The 16,848-nt window shown below is 49.8% G+C and carries 18 protein-coding genes; 1 reads left to right on the top strand and 17 read right to left on the bottom strand.

Annotated features, from left to right (window positions below; translation table 11 throughout):
• Window positions 1–16: 16 nt before the first annotated feature.
• From QFZ51_RS16300 to QFZ51_RS16360, 13 genes are all read right to left on the bottom strand, one after another.
• The gene (locus QFZ51_RS16300) at window positions 17–1,156 is read right to left on the bottom strand and encodes a VWA domain-containing protein (protein WP_370909907.1); all 1,140 of its coding nucleotides are present in this window, start codon (window positions 1,154–1,156) and stop codon (window positions 17–19) included.
• Entirely contained in the window at window positions 1,146–3,506 is a 2,361-nt protein-coding gene (locus QFZ51_RS16305) for a DUF5682 family protein (protein ID WP_429047217.1), read from the bottom strand. Before QFZ51_RS16305 ends, QFZ51_RS16300 begins: the two co-directional genes overlap by 11 nt.
• Before the next feature lie 252 nt (window positions 3,507–3,758).
• The gene (locus tag QFZ51_RS16310; RefSeq protein ID WP_429047218.1) at window positions 3,759–4,838 is read right to left on the bottom strand and encodes an ATP-binding protein; all 1,080 of its coding nucleotides are present in this window, start codon (window positions 4,836–4,838) and stop codon (window positions 3,759–3,761) included.
• A 24-nt stretch (window positions 4,839–4,862) separates the two neighbouring features.
• Window positions 4,863–6,317, bottom strand: a complete 1,455-nt coding sequence (locus QFZ51_RS16315) for a DUF5691 domain-containing protein (protein WP_429047219.1) — start codon at window positions 6,315–6,317, stop codon at window positions 4,863–4,865.
• Window positions 6,317–7,630 (bottom strand): SWIM zinc finger family protein, encoded by a 1,314-nt coding sequence (locus QFZ51_RS16320; protein WP_429047221.1) that lies wholly within the window; start codon window positions 7,628–7,630, stop codon window positions 6,317–6,319. The genes QFZ51_RS16315 and QFZ51_RS16320 overlap by 1 nt, the downstream gene beginning before the upstream one ends.
• Before the next feature lie 116 nt (window positions 7,631–7,746).
• Window positions 7,747–8,058 carry an iron-sulfur cluster assembly protein gene (locus QFZ51_RS16325; protein WP_429047223.1) on the bottom strand — a complete coding sequence of 104 codons (312 nt, stop codon included), beginning with the start codon at window positions 8,056–8,058 and terminating at the stop codon, window positions 7,747–7,749.
• A complete protein-coding gene (locus QFZ51_RS16330) occupies window positions 8,055–8,483 on the bottom strand; it encodes a SufE family protein (RefSeq protein WP_370909913.1) in 429 nt (142 codons plus the stop codon). Before QFZ51_RS16330 ends, QFZ51_RS16325 begins: the two co-directional genes overlap by 4 nt.
• 10 nt (window positions 8,484–8,493) lie before the next feature.
• Window positions 8,494–9,741: an aminotransferase class V-fold PLP-dependent enzyme gene (locus QFZ51_RS16335; protein ID WP_429047225.1), complete on the bottom strand. Its 1,248-nt coding sequence runs from the start codon at window positions 9,739–9,741 to the stop codon at window positions 8,494–8,496.
• 7 nt (window positions 9,742–9,748) lie between these two features.
• Window positions 9,749–11,068, bottom strand: coding sequence for a Fe-S cluster assembly protein SufD (gene sufD, locus QFZ51_RS16340; RefSeq protein WP_429047227.1), 1,320 nt, complete (start codon window positions 11,066–11,068; stop codon window positions 9,749–9,751).
• Window positions 11,069–11,076: 8 nt separating this feature from the next.
• Entirely contained in the window at window positions 11,077–11,841 is a 765-nt protein-coding gene (gene sufC / locus QFZ51_RS16345) for a Fe-S cluster assembly ATPase SufC (protein WP_370909916.1), read from the bottom strand.
• Between the two features lie 42 nt (window positions 11,842–11,883).
• Window positions 11,884–13,329 carry a Fe-S cluster assembly protein SufB gene (gene sufB / locus QFZ51_RS16350; RefSeq protein WP_370909917.1) on the bottom strand — a complete coding sequence of 482 codons (1,446 nt, stop codon included), beginning with the start codon at window positions 13,327–13,329 and terminating at the stop codon, window positions 11,884–11,886.
• Between the two features lie 13 nt (window positions 13,330–13,342).
• Window positions 13,343–13,669 carry a HesB/IscA family protein gene (locus QFZ51_RS16355; RefSeq protein WP_370909918.1) on the bottom strand — a complete coding sequence of 109 codons (327 nt, stop codon included), beginning with the start codon at window positions 13,667–13,669 and terminating at the stop codon, window positions 13,343–13,345.
• Window positions 13,670–13,725: 56 nt separating this feature from the next.
• Window positions 13,726–14,295, bottom strand: coding sequence for an NADPH-dependent FMN reductase (locus QFZ51_RS16360; RefSeq protein ID WP_079467720.1), 570 nt, complete (start codon window positions 14,293–14,295; stop codon window positions 13,726–13,728).
• Window positions 14,296–14,433: 138 nt separating this feature from the next.
• On the opposite strand from QFZ51_RS16360, the gene QFZ51_RS16365 reads away from it, so the two are divergent.
• Entirely contained in the window at window positions 14,434–15,075 is a 642-nt protein-coding gene (locus QFZ51_RS16365; protein ID WP_370909919.1) for a helix-turn-helix transcriptional regulator, read from the top strand.
• A gap of 226 nt (window positions 15,076–15,301) precedes the next feature.
• Here the strand turns inward: QFZ51_RS16365 and QFZ51_RS16370 are convergent, their stop codons facing one another.
• From QFZ51_RS16370 to QFZ51_RS16385, 4 genes are read right to left on the bottom strand one after another with little or no spacing between them, the layout of a single operon-like run.
• Window positions 15,302–15,718, bottom strand: coding sequence for an EamA family transporter (locus QFZ51_RS16370; protein ID WP_429047230.1), 417 nt, complete (start codon window positions 15,716–15,718; stop codon window positions 15,302–15,304).
• A 60-nt stretch (window positions 15,719–15,778) separates the two neighbouring features.
• Window positions 15,779–16,138 carry an N-acetyltransferase family protein gene (locus QFZ51_RS16375; RefSeq protein WP_429047232.1) on the bottom strand — a complete coding sequence of 120 codons (360 nt, stop codon included), beginning with the start codon at window positions 16,136–16,138 and terminating at the stop codon, window positions 15,779–15,781.
• A complete protein-coding gene (locus QFZ51_RS16380) occupies window positions 16,083–16,274 on the bottom strand; it encodes an N-acetyltransferase family protein (RefSeq protein ID WP_429047233.1) in 192 nt (63 codons plus the stop codon). Before QFZ51_RS16380 ends, QFZ51_RS16375 begins: the two co-directional genes overlap by 56 nt.
• A 10-nt stretch (window positions 16,275–16,284) precedes the next feature.
• Window positions 16,285–16,839 carry a GNAT family N-acetyltransferase gene (locus tag QFZ51_RS16385; RefSeq protein WP_429047235.1) on the bottom strand — a complete coding sequence of 185 codons (555 nt, stop codon included), beginning with the start codon at window positions 16,837–16,839 and terminating at the stop codon, window positions 16,285–16,287.
• Window positions 16,840–16,848: the final 9 nt, after the last annotated feature.

The raw sequence follows: 16,848 nt of genomic DNA on the forward strand, positions 1-16,848 counted from the left end.
TATAGATAGATTCAGATTATTTTTTCAGCACAATATCTTCTTTTGCTGCCCATTGTGCAACATCCTGTTTGCTCAATGCGCAGGCCATCATCTCCGGAAACTTGTCCGGGGAGCAGGCGAATACGGGTATTCCGAGGTTTGCCAGGAATTGGGCATTCTCGTGATCGTAGCTGGGGGCGCCTTCATCGTTCAGCGCCAGCAGTACGATTACCTGTACACCTGCTGCTGCAAGTTCGGTAAAGCGTTTCCGCATATTTTTTTCATCTCCTCCTTCAAAGAGATCGGTGATCAGTACCAGTACGGTGTCTGCCGGTTTGGTGATGATCTGTGCGCAGTATTTCAGTGCGGCATGGATATCTGTACCTCCGCCCAGTTGTACGCCGAACAGCAGTTCCACCGGGTCCTGCAATTCTTCTGTAAGGTCTGCCACGGCGGTATCAAAAACCACCATCTGTGTTTTTAGCGCCGGGATAGAAGCCATTACAGCCCCAAAGATACCAGAATAAACGACAGAGGTACCCATTGATCCGCTTTGATCCAGGCATAATACCACTTCTTTCAGCGCCGACCGTTTGCGGCCGTACCCGATCAGTGTTTCAGGGATAATGGTTTTATACTCCGGTTGATAGTGTTGCAGATTTTTCTGGATAGTTAGAGGCCAGTTCACCTCGTTATGCCGTGGGCGCCGGTTGCGTGCGCTGCGGTTTAAGCTGCCGGTGATGGCCTGCTGGGTGGGTTGCGCCAGTTTCCGCATCAGTTCATCCACTACTTTTTTCACTACCTGCCGGGCGGTGTCTTTGGTTTTTTCCGGGATAACCTTGCTCAAAGTCATCAGGGTGGCCACCATGTGTACATCGGGTTCTATGTTTTCCAGCATCTCTTTTTCGAAGAGCATCTGGGTGAGGTTCAGGCGTTTGAGGGCATCTTGTTGCATTACCTGCACCACAGAGGCGGGAAAGTAGCTCCTGATATCGCCCAGCCAGCGGCTTACGTTTGGAGAGGATGGTCCTAATCCTCCCTGCCTGGTGCTGTCGTACAGGGCTTCCAGTGTTTTGTCCAACTGCAGGTCCGTTTTATTTAACGGGAAGGAGGTACCGTCATTCTGGGATCCACCCAGTACGAGCCGCCACCTGCGAACCTGTTCTTCATGCTCCATCCGGTAATAATTTAGCGTCTTTAAATCCCAGCAGCTGCATCACTACGGGGATGCCCCGGGCGCCCCGGTCATGATCTATATCCCCTGTGGTAGTTGCTTTTATGCTGGTTCCATTTCCGCCGTGTTTCACTTTGTCGCCCAGTTTTTTTCGTTCCGGGGCGGTAAAGTTAGAAAAGGTGCGGCGTAATAACGGCAATACCTGTATGAAAATATCATTTTCCAGTTGGGAAACCCAATTATGCACCATGTCCCACAGCTCTTCATCCAGGAGCAGCAGGGTACCGCTGCCCCTGAGGAAGCCCTCCAGCCAGGCGGCCGCCAGTGCAGGCGGATTGGCTACTGACATGGATACACTGAAAGCTTTTACCAATGTTTCCCCCGTCATTATTTTGCCGTCGAAGAGGAGCCGTGAAGCGTAGCCGGCTATCATGGGGGCCGATTGCGCGTTGCGGGAAATGGCCAGCAGCGTTTCCTGCCAGGAGGTGGTGAGGGCATTATCCTGTATGAGGTTAATGGCGTCGTTCATGGCAAAGAAGAGATCCAGCAGCGGGAGTGCGGCATCATCGGCAACGGCGGTGCAGGCAGCGGGTAAGCTGATGCAGATGCGGCCTATCATGCTTTCGGTGATGTTGCTGACCAGCGCCGCATCTGTTTTGCGCACGTTGCCATAGCGGCTGATATTTACCAGTGAGGGAATTACTTCCATCAGCTGGAGCACATCGCCGGAGGCGGCAGCGAGGTTGTTGATCCGGTGGATCAATACTTCCACTACAGCGGGGAGTTCTGCAGGGATGGCGGATTCCAGCATTTTACATACCTGCTGAAGAGTGCCGGTATTATTGGCGGTGTTGGTAACAAAGCTGGTAGCGGCTTCTGCTACGGTATTTCCCCAACTGCCTTTTTCGATGATATCAATGGAAAAGGCGGGGTCCCATTGCAGGCGCCATTGTTCTTTGAAGGTACCTTTCCCGGATACCTCGAAACGTTTTCCCCAGTATATTTCCAGCAGTTGCAGGCGGTGGAGGAAAATACTTCTTTCCAGGTCCGTGTCTTTCCGCAGGTCGAGGGTATAGTCTTTAAAGTCAGCTGTTTGCGGCAGCCTTAGTTTTTTCTGCCACCGGGAAATATCGGCCTGGAGTGGAGGCGTAGGTACTTCTGGGGGTACTTTCCCGATCCGGTTGCGTACAATCAGCTCATCACGGATCAGTTGCATGAGGATACTTTCCCCGTTGCAGAGCACACTGAGGGTGGCCTCGTTGAGTTCTTCCAATCCGGGTCTGGGATAATGACGGAGGGCAGCCAATGCGTTGGCCAGGCGTACTGCTTCCATTACGTGCGCCACGGAGGTATCCTGTTGCTGCTCCCTGAAGAGCTTTGCTACCAGCGCCATCCAGCGGGTACCATCATCGGCAGGGTATTCCCAGATGTGTTCGTACCATCCCGGTGACGGAATGCCGGCGCCATAGCCGCTTTCATAACTGAGGCGACTATACGTCCATGGTATCCAGGTGCATTCCACTTTTACTTTGGGGAGGCCTTTCAGCAGGTCGTTATCATCTTTTTGTTTGGGCATGGTTTGCAGCGCCGGTGCGTGCCAGGCGCCGCATATGACGGCTATCCGCTGGAACATTTCCTTTTCTGCCTGACGGATGCACTTCCGCATCCAGGCTTCACGGAGGGCTTCTTTCCGGTCGTACCGCCGGGGGAGTTCTTCCCGGAGGGCGTGCATGGCGTCATGCACCGCCTCAAATACCTGTTCCTGTCCGAGGCGGTATTCAAACATATGTTCCCACCAGCGTTCGCCATCGTCGTATCCGGCGGCATGGGCCAGGTGGGCGACCGGGTCCTGCGGTGATGGCGGGAGAAATTCCAGGTCCAGTTCTTCCGCATTGAATGCTTTCGTGGAAGCATTCAATGCGGAGTTCAGTTCCGCGGGAGGCATGTCTTCCCCTGGTATTGTGTTTTCAGCTTCTTCTTTTTGAGCTTCCTCTTTTTGAGCGCCGGCTGCTCTTTTTGCCGCGGCTTCGTTTTCCATGCCGAATACATGGGCCAGGGGAAGGTCCATAAAGCGGGCGTGGATGCGGTGGGTTTTGGCATACAGCATGGCCTGCCATTCCGGTGAGAAGGCCGCAAATGGATAGAAGCAGGCTTTCTGCGGACTATCCGGCTGATAAGCCAGGATGGCCACGGGTGGTTGCAGCTCTTCATGACCAGCCCATTGCAGCAAGGCATCTGCTTCCGGTGGTCCTTCGATCAGCACAATATCCGGTTGCAGCTCTTCCAGGAAAGCTTTTACATTCCTGGCTGAGCCAGGGCCGTGGTGCCGGATACCTAATATATGTACGGACATACGTCGATCATTATTAACAAATGAATGGAGTGCCAGCAGTTCGGCATCTCCCGGAAATTATACTGAAAGTAATTTCTAAACAAACATAATGTAATGAACACATTATGATCTACTTATGAAATTACTATTAAAGTAAAAACTAAAGCAGTAAAGCAGGAGTTTTCACGTTGTATCACGCTTTATAGCCTTCATAAAGGTGGACTTGATACGCTTCATCCCCGCTTTAAAGGCGGACCTGAACCTTACCTGCTGTTAAGCCAGGTCACGGCAGGCGCGGTACACATCTTTCCAATCCTCCCGTGTTTTTACCACTGTTTCGAGATATTCCTGCCAAACCAGTTTATCCTGAACGGGATCTTTCACTACAGCGCCGATGATGCCGGCGGCCAGATCCGCAGCATTGAGGGTGCCATCGCCGAACCAGGCGGCCAGGGTGAGACCATTATTCACCACAGAAATGGCTTCAGCGGTGCTGAGGGTGCCGCCGGGCGACTTCAGCTTGGTTTTGCCATCGAGGGTAACGCCGTTGCGGAGTTCGCGGAAGATGGTAACGATGCGGCGGATTTCTTCCACCGCAGGTTTTTCTGCCGGCAGGTCCATCGTTTTTTCAAAGCTTTCCACCCTTCTTCTTACAATATCAATTTCTTCTTCCATGGAATCCGGAACAGGCAAGATAACAGTATTGAAGCGGCGTTTCAGCGCACTGGATAATTCATTTACGCCTTTATCGCGGTTGTTGGCGGTAGCAATGATATTGAATCCTTTGGTGGCCTGCACTTCCGTATTCAGTTCAGGAATGGGAAGCGTTTTTTCCGACAGGATAGTGATGAGGGTATCCTGCACATCGGCGCCGATGCGGGTGAGTTCTTCTATGCGGGCAATTTTTCCTTCCTGCATCGCGCGCATCACCGGGGTTTCCACCAGGGCATTCCGGGTAGGGCCTTCGGCCAGCAGGCGGGCGTAGTTCCAGCCATAGCGCACACTTTCTTCGCTGGTACCGGCGGTACCCTGAATGATGAGCGTGGAATCGCCGCTGATGGCTGCGGCGAGGTGTTCGCTCACCCAACTTTTGGCGGTGCCAGGCAAACCATACAGCAGCAGGGCCCTGTCGGTGGCGAGGGTAGCCACGGCTATTTCCATGAGGCGTTTGCTGCCAATATATTTAGGGGTGACTTCAAAACCGTTCTTCAGTTTCCCGCCGATCAGGTAAGTAACTACCGCTTGTGGCGGCAGTAACCAGTTTTGCGGACGCTTCCCTGCGTCGTCTTTTTTCAGTTCTTCCAGCTCCTGTGCGTACAGTTGTTCGGCGTGGTAGCGTAAAATGTCTGACATGGTATGTTGATTAATGTGTTTGGATTAAAGTGATTGTATCTGGCTTTTTGCCTGGAGCAGCCGGCCCAGGTGAACTTTGATATTATTCCAGTACCCGGTGTGATAGGCCTCCACGGGTGTGATATCATCCAGGGTGGCGGCAATGGCTACGGGTATCTGCCGGATATGATTATTCATGAATTGCTGATTGTAGGTGTAAGGCTGTGTGGCCGCATATTTGAAGATCCGGGTACATAGCGGGAGGCTCCATTCTTCCTGGTTGTTGCAGGCATACTGGATAATGGAGTCCGGGTGTTCATCAAAAAACTTTTCACTGAACTGCTGTTGTTGTTCCGGTGGTAGCAGGGGGATGATATCTATATAAAAAGTTTCGCTGTGCTCCATAAACGAGACAGCGCGCGCTTTGTCTTCAAACCAGGCAATAGCCAGCACCAGCGCAGGGATAAAAGGTTTCAGCGATTCCTGTAGCTGGAAGAGGGCGATGACCCTTTCCGTATTCCGGTTAAAATGTTCTTCCCAGCGGGCGGGGTGTACGAAGCTGATCAGCTGGTAGAGGATGTGTGTTTCATCCGTAATGCTTTTATCGTTGCTGAGTTTTTCGATGCCGCTCTGGAAAATGCTGTCGTCCGTTATTTCCGGGAGCGCTACCGTTACCTGACCGTATTCATCGAGTTGTATGGCGCCGGCGACGATCTGCCAGTATTTTTCATGGAGGGAGGAGCCGGGCAGTTTTTTCAGGATGCGGGTGGCGGTGTCTTTTACCTGTTTACTTTTTTCGGTGAGCAGCGATTCCAGCCAGGGAATGTCTGCGGGATGGGCAGGTTGTTCCAGTACGGAGAGCAGTTCCGTTTTCACGGTAGCGCTTTCTTTAGGCCAGGATTGCTCCAGCCAGGTGCGCGCCATTACGGGATCGGTTGCACGCAACTCCTTCAGCGCTTCAAAACGCTGTGCGGTGGCGCCATTCTGCCATCTGTCTTCGATGGTATCCGCTACGCGTGAAAAGTTCCAGTCGGGGTTAAAGTGCCCGAGCCATTCCGCACGTTGTCCGCCCGTAGCAGCGATCAATGCGCGCAATGATTTATTCCGCCAGCCTTTGTCGAGCATCACGGGCAGTTGCGCCGGTGGCAGGAGTACATTGGCCTTGGCGCAGTATTCGAGCCATAGCTGGAGCAGCTGGATGCTTTCGGTTTCCAGTACCTGTTGCAGTACTCTTATGGCGGCGGGCTTGCAGTAAAGTTTTGTTTCCGGCGGGCACACTTTCATGGGTGCTACGTTGGCGGTAACGGGTTGCGTGCCGCTCAGGCGGTAGTTATAGAGCACTGCTGCCAGTTGCAGGAACTTATCTTCTTTATCTGTGTGTTCGCCTGTCAGGATGGTATGGGCCGCCTGTTGCAGGGGGCCGTTCATACCGGTGCTGTCTACCGGTTTTTTAGCGGTGCCCAGTAAGGCGGTATTAATGAGTTGATGCCAGTGCTCCATTATAGTATTTTATATTCCTGTTCATGCCAAACGCCAATGGGTTCATATTGGGTTTCTTTACCGGTAACTGCCATATGGAGGGGTGTTCCCCCGCTCAGCGCCAGCAGTTTCCAGGTGTGCTGGAAAGTTTTTTTCACGGCCATGAGTTGCTGACGGCTGTCCTGTAGCCACCATTGATCCGCGTGCCAAACAGGGGTAAGGTCTGCGATCGTATATACCTGGTCGTTATACACGGGCAATACTTCATTGATGGCGGTTTGCGCGGTTACTACTTCCTGCCATCCGGCATAGCCGCTGAAGGTGTGGTTTGCCGGCACTGTTACCTGTTGTTTGATCAGTGCGCGCAGCGGTGCTGCGGAAGGATAAAATACCAGTTCCGCATTGATGGCGCTGCCGGGAGTGAGGGTATTGGCGATGGTGCTTTGTCCGCGTACATAAAACTGCAGTATCAGTGCGGGACGTTTGGTATTTATGCCGTACAGCCAGTAGCGTTCCACCACGAGGCGGTCTTCTTCCGTGGTTTGTTTTCCCAGTACCTGCCAGGTGTCGGTGATACCGTTTTGTTCCTTCAGTTCTTCCTGTGAGGTAGAAAAACCGGCGAGGGTGCGGATATCCTGCCGGAGTGCTGGTGGGAGGTCGCTGAGGTGCTGATAGCCCTGTATAACGAGGTAAATGCGTGTGAGCTGGGTGATAAAAACGGATTGCCATCCGTCGTGGAAGTAGCTGATGTCTGCCAGTTCGCGCAACATGGCGGCGAGGCCGGGGGCCTGTGCATCTACCATGCGGCGGATCATATTTTCGAAGAAAGCCGGATCTTTTTCGGGCATATCCATGATACCGTTGCGCACGAGATCTTTTATCCAGCGGAGAAGTTCTGCGGCGCCGTCGCTTACTTTCTGCATGCGTGCCTGTTGCCTTTTGGCCTGTGCGGACGTATCTGGCTGCTTCTCTGTTGAAGTGGCGGATGTATTTTTCTTCTCTTCTTTTTCGGCGCGTTTGGCGAGCCATTCGCTTACCCAGGACGGTGGTGTTTCTTTCTGGAAGGAAGCCCGTTGCCTGGAGTAGAGCAACAGCAGGCCCAGTCCGTGTTTACAGGGAAACTTACGGCTGGGGCAACTGCATTTGAATGCCATGTTGCCGGTATCTATCTGTGTCTGGTATGGTTTGCTGCCGCTGCCCTGGCATTCGCCCCATAACGCTATATCGCTGACGCCTTTACTAACCCATTTAGCCGGATTAGCCAGATCCTTCCCGGATTTACGGGAAGATTCATCAGGCGCCATAGCAAGCACTTGTTCGTCGGATAGGTTCAATGGATTAACGATTTAAAGCGCAAAGTAAATAATTCCATAAAATAAAAAACCAAATATCAGGTAACACTACGCAGTGTATCTGATATTTGGTTTTAGTATGTAAGTATTGTGTTGTTTTACAGAAAGCCGAGTTCCAGTTTAGCTTCTTCGCTCATCATTTCTTTTGTCCAGGGGGGATCAAAAGTAAGGTGCACATCCACATCGGAAACGCCTTCTATATTTCTTATTTTTTCATCTACTTCGCGGATAATATCGCCGGCTACGGGGCAGCCAGGGGCGGTAAGGGTCATATCGATACCGATCCTGTTATTTTCCTTGATCTTTACTTCGTATACCAGTCCAAGTTCCCATATGTTCACCGGGATTTCCGGGTCGAATACGGTTTTGAGCTGTGCTTCTATCTGTTCTCTTAATATTGCTTCACTCATTGCTGATTAATTTTAGCCTGGTAGGCGATGGCGTACAGCTTCATTTGTTTGAGCATACTCAGCAACCCGTTGGAGCGGGTGGGGGAGAGATGGCTGCTCAAGCCGATAGCATCGATAAAATAAATGTCTGCTGCGGCAATTTCCTGTGGCGTATGACCGGAAAGTACATAGATCATCAGGCTTACGAGGCCTTTGGTGATAACGGCATCGCTGTCGCCGGTAAAAAAAAGTTTCCCGTCTTTCAGCTCTGTATGCAGCCACACGCGCGACTGGCAGCCTTTGATGAGATTGTCCGGCGTTTTAAATTCTTCTGAGATGAGCGGTAATTCCTTACCCAGCTGGATGATATATTCGTATTTATCTTCCCAGCTGCCCATCACCGAAAAATCGGATATTATTTCTTCCTGTATTTCCTGAATCGTCATATTCACCTGTTTACAAAAGCATGGCGGCGGCTCTTTTTATGCCGGCTACCAGTTTGTCTATTTCTTCTTTGGTATTATAGAAAGAAAGGGATGCACGCACGGTACCCGGGATTTTAAAGATATCCATCAGTGGTTCGGTGCAGTGGTGTCCTGTTCTTACGGCGATGCCTTGCTGATCCAGCAGTTCACCCATATCAAACGGGTGGATGTTGTGTACCAGGAAGGAGATGGCGCCGCTTCTTTCTGTGGCGTCTCCGATAAAACGAATGCCATCGATCTGGCGTAGTTCCTGCATGGCATATTCCATCAGCTCTTCTTCCCATTGCTGGATTTTGGAGATCCCTGTTTGCTGCAGGTATTCGATAGCCGCACCCAATGCGATGCCACCGGCAATGTTGGGGGTACCGGCTTCAAATTTATACGGCAGTTCGTTATAGATTGTTTTTTCGAAAGTAACGGTTTTGATCATATCGCCGCCGCCCTGGTAGGGGGGCAGTTTATTGAGCCATTCTTTTTTGCCATAGAGTACGCCGGTGCCGGTAGGGCCATAAATTTTATGGCCGGAGAAAGCCAGGAAATCCACGTCGAGCGCCTGTACATCGATACTGATATGCTGGATTGCCTGGGCGGCATCGAGCAGTACCGGTATATTGCGTGCATGCGCCAGCGTTATAATGTCCTGTACCGGGTTTACGGTTCCCATGGTATTGGAAACGTAGGTAACGGCTACTATTTTCACGGAATCATCCAGCATGGCTTTGTATGCGTCCATCCGGAGTTCGCCGCGGTCGTTGATAGGAATTACCTTGAGTGTGGCGCCGGTTTCTTCGCAGGCTATCTGCCAGGGCACTATATTACTATGGTGTTCCATGGCGGAAATGATGACGCTGTCGCCCGGCTGAAGGAAGCGGCGGCTCATGGTATTGGCTACCAGGTTGATGCCGGCGGTGGTACCTGCGGTGAAGATTACTTCATGCGGGTCTGCGGCATTGATATAACCTGCAATGGTGATGCGGGCTTTTTCGTATGCGTTGGTAGCTACCTGGCTCAGGTGATGTACACCCCGGTGCACATTGCTGTTATATTCTTCGTAATAGCGGGCTTCCGTGTCTATTACAACCTGTGGTTTCTGCGTGGTAGCTCCGTTGTCGAAGTATACCAGCGGTTTACCATGTACCTGTTGCTGCAGGATAGGAAAATCCTTTCTGATCTGCTTTACGTCCAGGCCGTCGGTTATGATGTTAGCAATATGTTCCATCGTAAAATTAGTTATTCATGATCTCCGCAATCTGCGTCTGCAGGAAATGTTGCAGGGCAGGCACCTTCACTGCATCTGTGATGTCGTGGGAGAAGGCGTTTACCATCAGTGCTTTTGCCGCATCTTCGCCAATACCGCGTGAGCGGAGGTAGAACATGGACTCTTCACTGAACTGACCGGCAGTAAAACCGTGGCTGCACTTTACGTCGTCGGCATAAATTTCCAGCTGAGGCTGTGAATTGATGTCCGCTTTGGTACCGAGCAGGAGGTTATTGTTCTGCTGGAAAGCATTTGTTTTCTGTGCTTCCTGGTGTACAAGGATCTTGCCGGTAAATACGCCGTTGGCGTTATCGAGCAGTACGCCTTTGTACAGTTCGTTGCTGTTGCAGTCCGGCATGATGTGATCCATAAAGGTATGGTTATCTACATGCTGGTGTTTGCTGGCAATATATAAACCGTTCAGATTAGTTTCGGTATGACTGCCATTCAGGGCCACGCTCAGGTTGTTACGGGTGAACGGGGTGTTTGGCAGGGTGAAATTAAAATGGTGGTAACGGCTGTCTTTGTGTTGCTGTGCAGCGGTGGTATGTACTTCCCGGAAGCTTTCAGCGCCCTGTTGTACATTATAGTGCCACAGTTCTGCATTTTCCAGTACCACGGTTTCCAGTACACTGTTCGCAAAAGCGATGGTGGCGGTTTCCGGGTGAATGGAAGTTTCGATGATGGTGGCGGCAGCGTTTCTGTTCAGGATCCACAGGTGGCGTGGCTGAATGAAGGCATGCGCTGTACAGGAGTAAACGTTTACTACATGTATGGGTTTATCGACCACGGTGTTGGTGGCCAGTTCGATATACAGGCCATCGGCGAAGAGGGCTGTATTGAGCTGTGCCAATGATTCTGCGGCCAGGTGGTGCTGTTCATTGAAATAAGTAACAAAGCCTGGTGCGGTGGTATGGGCACTCATGGCGCCAACGGTGATACCTTTGCCTTGCGGCAGGGTAGACTGATCCGCCTGCAGGTGGCCATTTACCAGCACAATGCGGTAGCAGTCCAGTTCAGGAATAGCGGTGCTGTTTACTACTTCTTCCGCAACGGGGGAAGCAGTGGTAAGCAGTTCATAAGGAAACTCTTTCAGGTAGCGCTGAATATTCGTGTAGCGCCATGCTTCCGTTTTCAGCGTAGGCAAGCCTATCGCAGAGAAACGCTCCAGCGCCTTGCGGCGGATGTCCTGCAGCGTATCGGTAGCGAGGGAGGGAGCCTGTGCCGACAGTGCATTTACATCTTCTGTTAACGCCTGGTAAAATGGCAATATCATATCGCTTGTCATAGTTCTTTTTATACAGATTCTTTCAAATGTAATTCCTCTTTCAGCCAGTCGTATCCTCTTTCTTCGAGTTCCAGTGCCAGTTCTTTGGTACCGGTTTTAATAATACGGCCGTTGTATAATACATGCACAAAGTCAGGTATGATATACTCCAGCAGGCGTTGATAGTGAGTAATCACTACGAAAGATTTTTCTGCATCGCGTAATTTGTTTACACCATTTGAAACAATACGCAGTGCATCGATATCCAGTCCGGAATCTGTTTCATCCAATATGGCGAGCTGCGGATTCAGCATAGCGAGTTGGAAAATTTCGTTACGTTTCTTTTCGCCACCGCTGAATCCTTCGTTCAGGGAACGGTTCATCAGGTTGGAGTGAAAATCGACCAGTTGTTGTTTTTCTTTGGTCAGCTTCAGGAATTCCCTGGCTTCGAGGGCCGGGAGACCTTTATACGCCCTGATTTCGTTCAGTGCGGTTTTGAGGAAGTTGAGGTTGGAAACACCTGGAATTTCTACGGGGTATTGAAAAGCGAGGAAAACACCTTCGCGGGCGCGTTCTTCCGGAGCCATATCCAGCAGATTTTTGCCGTTGAACCAAACTTCACCTTCGGTGACAGTGTAGTTATCACGTCCCGCCAGAACAGAAGCCAGTGAGCTTTTGCCGGAACCGTTAGGTCCCATGATAGCGTGCATTTCTCCTTTGTTTATTTCGAGATTAATGCCTTTCAGAATTTTTTTCCCTTCTACTTCTGCGTGCAGATTTTTAATCGTCAGCATGATTGTTTTATTTCGTTCTGTATGTATTAATTGGATAATGAGTTATCCAACGCTTCCTTCAAGTGTAATAGATAATAATTTTTGCGCTTCTACTGCAAACTCCATCGGGAGTTGGTTCAGTACTTCCTTCACATAGCCGTTTACGATCAGGGCAACTGCCTTTTCGCTGTCGATGCCACGTTGGTTCAGGTAGAAGATCTGGTCTTCCCCAATTTTCGAAGTGGTGGCTTCGTGTTCGATCATGGCTGTTTTGTTCCTTGATTCGATATACGGGAAGGTGTGGGAGCCGCATTGGTTACCGATGAGCAGGGAATCGCACTGGGTAAAGTTACGTGCGTTATCGGCACGTGGCCCAACGGATACCAGGCCGCGGTAGCTGTTATCGCCTCTGCCGGCGGAAATACCTTTGGAGATGATGCGGCTTTTGGTGCCTTTACCGATGTGGTGGATCTTGGTACCGGTATCAGCGATCTGTTTGTTACGGACTACTGCCACGGAGTAAAATTCACCTTCGGAGTGGTCGCCCTGCAGGATTACGCTGGGATATTTCCAGGTAATAGCGGAGCCGGTTTCCACCTGTGTCCAGGAGATCTTACTGGCAGCGCCTTTGCAGATGCCTCTTTTGGTAACGAAGTTATAGATACCGCCTTTACCGTCTTTATCGCCGGGATACCAGTTTTGTACGGTAGAGTATTTTATTTCAGCTTGCTCGAGAGCTATCAGTTCCACTACTGCGGCGTGCAGTTGATTTTCATCACGCATGGGAGCGGTGCAGCCTTCGAGATAGCTTACGTAGCTGTTGTCGTCTGCGATGATCAGGGTACGTTCAAATTGTCCGGTGTTCTGTGCGTTGATACGGAAGTAAGTGCTCAGTTCCATCGGGCATCGTACGCCTTTGGGAATGTAAACGAAGGAACCATCGGAAAATACGGCGGCGTTGAGTGCTGCGAAGATGTTATCCGTATGGGGAACCACGCTGCCCAGGTATTTCTTTACCAGGTCGGGGTGTTCCTGTACTGCTTCACCGAAAGAGCAGAAGATAACGCCCATTTCTTTCAGTTTCCCTTTGAAAGTGGTGGCTACGGAAACGCTGTCAAAAACGGCATCCACGGCTACACCGGTAAGGGCTTTCTGTTCATTCAGGGGAATACCCAGTTTTGCGAAGGTAGCCAGCAGTTCCGGATCTACTTCATCCAGGCTGTTGAGCTGTATTTTCTTCTTTGGTGCGGCATAATAGGAAAGTGCCTGCAGATCAAGCTTAGGCATTTCAAAGTGCTGCCATTTCGGGAATTCCATTTTCTTAAACGCGGCAAATCCCTTCAGGCGCCATTCCAGCAGCCATTCGGGCTCATTCTTCTTCGCCGAAATAAAACGGATGATATCTTCATTCAGCCCCGGAGGAGCTATATCCATTTCAATATCGGTGCTAAAGCCAAACTCGTACTCCTTATTGGCTATATCATCAATTATTTCGTTACTGTTGATCATACAAGTTTAATATTTAAACCGCAAAGCTTTCGCCGCAGCTACACGTTCTGGTTGCATTTGGATTATTAAAGTAGAGGCCTTTTCCGTTGAGTCCATCAGAATAGTCCAGTTCTGTACCATACAGGTAAAGGAGGCTTTTCATTTGTACTACTACTTTTACGCCTTTATCTTCAAAAATCTGGTCGCCTTCTTCTTCGGTTGCTTCAAATTTCATCACATATTCAAGACCAGAACAGCCACCACCTTTTACGCCTACCCGTACAAAGGTGCCCGGCGCATGATGTTCTTTTTCCATCAGCGCTTTTATATATTCTCCTGCTTTTTCTGAAACGGTTATCATACTCAGAATTTGTTTTAATTAGCTATTTACCGGTTTCCCGGCCTATCCTTATCTGTTTATCCTTCAATACCAGCCACTACATGCGATTTAGCCGCACACAGTAACTGCACCATCGTATCCAGTTTATTTTTATAGAACTCAGTGAACCCCCGGGTTTCGGGGTCATACAGGTTGTCTTTCAAAATGGGCAGGGAATATGGTAAAACCCACGCCCTTAGTGCCTTTGCCACTGCATCCATCGCATTTATACCCTGCATGGCCTGGGTGCCGTCCGCCCAGGACAGCAAAGCTACAACCTTTCCTGTTAAATAAGGACGCTGGTTCTTGCTTGTCATCTCGAGCCAGTCCAGGCAATTTTTCATGGCGCCGGTCATGCTGCCATGATATAAAGGAGTCATCCAGATATGCAGGTCTGCCTTACAAAAAGCTTTGCACATGGCGTCTACTGCGGGTGGTTTCGTTCCTGCTTCCGCCTGGGAGAAAAAGGGGATCTGGGCGTTACCCAGACTAAAGATCTCCGGGGAAAATCCTTTCTCTTTTAACTGTTCCGTCAGATACACCGCCAGCTGGTTTGCTGTGGCATAAGGACGGTCATCTATCGCACCATTAAATATCAGGACGTTCATTAATATTTAACTTTTAGAAATTTAAATGATTATGAGATTAAATTTTGATGAAGGATCTCATAAACTCACCAAAATCCCAAAATCTTTTTTTTAGCTTTCACAAAAATACCGATATTTGAGAATAAAACAAGTAAGAACTTGGAAAATTATCCAATACGAACCAAGAATGCTGCCGAACGGTTTTTGACGTTGCTCAAGACCCGGGGACCGCTGTCTGCAGCTGAATTGGCCAACGAATTGGGTATTACCGGAGAGGGCGCCAGGCTTCAACTGCTTAAACTGGCAGAAGAAGGATTGGTGCAGTCGGAAAGTGCTTCCAAAGGCGTAGGACGCCCTGTTTTAATATGGAGTCTTACCCCCCTGGGTAATGCCCGTTTCCCTGACACACATACCGAACTCACCCTTCAGCTGATCCAGACCATTAAAACGGTATTGGGTAAGGAAGCGCTCGATAACGTGGTGAACGCCCGGGAAAAAAGCCAGCTGGAAAAATACAGCAGCGCCCTGGAAGGCGTCAACGGTATTGAAAACCGGCTCACCTCGTTTGCGGCCATCCGCTCCGGCGAAGGGTACCTGGCGGAATGGAAAAAAGAAGGCGATACGTATTACTTCATAGAGAATCACTGTCCCATTTGCTGCGCCGCCACAGAATGCGACAATATCTGTACTTCCGAAATGCGCACGTTTGTGAGCATACTCGGGGAGAAAATGAATGTGTCCCGGATGGAGCATATTATCAACGGCGCCCGCCGTTGTGTGTATAAGATAGAGGCGGAGTAGCGGATTTTGTCTTTCTCGCTGATTACGCTGATTATAATGATTAGCTTGATTTTTACTTTTGGATTTTATAAAGGATTAAGGGAGATAGCAGCGGATATATTCGCTTTTATCTCCCTTAATTATTATTGAAAAAATCAAAGAAATCTAAAAAAATCCAAAAGTAAAAATCAAGCTAATCATTATAATCAGCGTAATCAGCGAGAAAGACAAAATCCGCGTGAGACTGTTATTTCAGGATGAGCACCAGGGTGCCGGCGATGATGAGGCTGGCGCCGATGGCGGTTTTCAGGGTGAGTGTTTCGTGAAGGAAGATAGCGGAGAGGAGAATGGTGAGCGCCACACTGAGCTTATCCACGGGGGCTACCTGCGATACTTTGCCGATCTGGAGCGCTTTGAAATAAAAGATCCAGGAACAACCGGTAGCGATACCGGATAAGATGAGAAAGAGCAGTGCGTGTTTGGACAGGGCGCCGGCGCCTTTATATTCCCCTCTTGCAAACACAATGGCCCAGGCCAATACCAATATAACGAGGGTTCTGATGGCGGTAGCCAGGTTGGAAGGGATGTCCGCTACCCCGATTTTGGCCAGGATAGCGGTTAAGGCCGCGAAGAAAGCGGATAGTAATGCATAAAACCACCACATATTTTTCCTTTTACGGTTTGTAAGTTATCCCGGAAAACTGAAGGAATGTTGTAGCCGGAATCAGATCTTTCTACCTAAAATTTTTAAACTTCTTTCCACTCCATCCAGTACCGCAATTTCCGGCAGGTGCGCCCATTCTTCAAAACCCATATTCAGAAACAGTTTCAGACTGGGTTCGTTGTGCGCAAAAATAAAACCCAGCAGTGTTTGTACGCCAAATTCCGGCGCTACGGTAATGGCATGTTGCAGTATTTTTTTGCCTAATCCCTTGCCACGCATCGTTTCATCGAGATAGATGCTTACTTCTACTGTGCCGTCGTAGGCCGGCCGGCCGTAAAACGATTGAAAGCTCATCCAGCCCACATTACTGCCGTTGTCGTCTATCATCCACAGGGGGACGGCGGGTATTGTTGTGCGCATGAAACCAGGGTAGCCGGCTTTCAACAGTAACAGGTGAGGTGTCGGCAGTCACCATTCTGCTGGCGATAGTGGTGTTATAAATTTCAACGATCCTTGGCAGGTCGGCTTCTGTAGCATGCCGAAATTGTAAGCTCATGATATAATAATTAGAAAATAGATTCGCGTGTATGTTCGTGTCTTAGAAGACTGTAGAGTTCTGCATTTACAAATTTTCCTTTTTCAAAGAAGGCATCTCTTAAAAAGCCTTCGTAGCGGAATCCCAATCTGCTCAACAGTTTGGACGACGCCTGATTTTCCGGGTCCACAAAGGCTTCAATGCGGTTGAACTGCAATTCTTCATAGCCATAACTGAGCATGGCGCTTATCGCTTCTTTCATAATGCCTTTGCCCCAGTAGATGGGTCGCAGATCGTAGCCGATTTCCGCTTTGAAATGTGTTTTGTTGATTTTGTGATACCCGCAGGTGCCTATCAGTTCATCCTTTCCGGCCAGTGTGATGGCCCATCGCATGCCTTCTTCCTTTTCCAGGCTTTGGCGGAAAAACTGTATAATATGGGTGGCTTCACTGATATTGGAAAATGAATCAATGTCCATATATTTTGTGACGGTATCATCCGAAAAATGCCTGAACAGGGCGGCGGTATCTTTTTCGTCTATTGGTCTCAGTACCAGGTTGCCGGTATTTAAAACGGGTAAATGCATGATACGGTT

The sequence above is a fragment of the Chitinophaga sp. W3I9 genome (genome assembly GCF_050434025.1).
Classification (GTDB): domain Bacteria; phylum Bacteroidota; class Bacteroidia; order Chitinophagales; family Chitinophagaceae; genus Chitinophaga.

Bases quoted from the DNA above. Each gene is read 5' to 3' on its own strand.
- sufB (WP_370909917.1), bottom strand. From the start codon at position 13,329: ATGATCAACAGTAACGAAATAATTGATGATATAGCCAATAAGGAGTAC.
- QFZ51_RS16335 (WP_429047225.1), bottom strand. From the start codon at position 9,741: ATGGAACATATTGCTAACATCATAACCGACGGCCTGGACGTAAAGCAG.
- QFZ51_RS16305 (WP_429047217.1), bottom strand. From the start codon at position 3,506: ATGTCCGTACATATATTAGGTATCCGGCACCACGGCCCTGGCTCAGCC.
- QFZ51_RS16325 (WP_429047223.1), bottom strand. From the start codon at position 8,058: ATGAGTGAAGCAATATTAAGAGAACAGATAGAAGCACAGCTCAAAACC.
- QFZ51_RS16380 (WP_429047233.1), bottom strand. From the start codon at position 16,274: ATGAGCTTACAATTTCGGCATGCTACAGAAGCCGACCTGCCAAGGATC.
- QFZ51_RS16330 (WP_370909913.1), bottom strand. From the start codon at position 8,483: ATGACGATTCAGGAAATACAGGAAGAAATAATATCCGATTTTTCGGTG.
- QFZ51_RS16355 (WP_370909918.1), bottom strand. From the start codon at position 13,669: ATGATAACCGTTTCAGAAAAAGCAGGAGAATATATAAAAGCGCTGATG.
- QFZ51_RS16360 (WP_079467720.1), bottom strand. From the start codon at position 14,295: ATGAACGTCCTGATATTTAATGGTGCGATAGATGACCGTCCTTATGCC.
- QFZ51_RS16300 (WP_370909907.1), bottom strand. From the start codon at position 1,156: ATGGAGCATGAAGAACAGGTTCGCAGGTGGCGGCTCGTACTGGGTGGA.
- sufC (WP_370909916.1), bottom strand. From the start codon at position 11,841: ATGCTGACGATTAAAAATCTGCACGCAGAAGTAGAAGGGAAAAAAATT.
- sufD (WP_429047227.1), bottom strand. From the start codon at position 11,068: ATGACAAGCGATATGATATTGCCATTTTACCAGGCGTTAACAGAAGAT.
- QFZ51_RS16385 (WP_429047235.1), bottom strand. From the start codon at position 16,839: ATGCATTTACCCGTTTTAAATACCGGCAACCTGGTACTGAGACCAATA.
- QFZ51_RS16370 (WP_429047230.1), bottom strand. From the start codon at position 15,718: ATGTGGTGGTTTTATGCATTACTATCCGCTTTCTTCGCGGCCTTAACC.
- QFZ51_RS16375 (WP_429047232.1), bottom strand. From the start codon at position 16,138: ATGCGCACAACAATACCCGCCGTCCCCCTGTGGATGATAGACGACAAC.
- QFZ51_RS16315 (WP_429047219.1), bottom strand. From the start codon at position 6,317: ATGGAGCACTGGCATCAACTCATTAATACCGCCTTACTGGGCACCGCT.
- QFZ51_RS16310 (WP_429047218.1), bottom strand. From the start codon at position 4,838: ATGTCAGACATTTTACGCTACCACGCCGAACAACTGTACGCACAGGAG.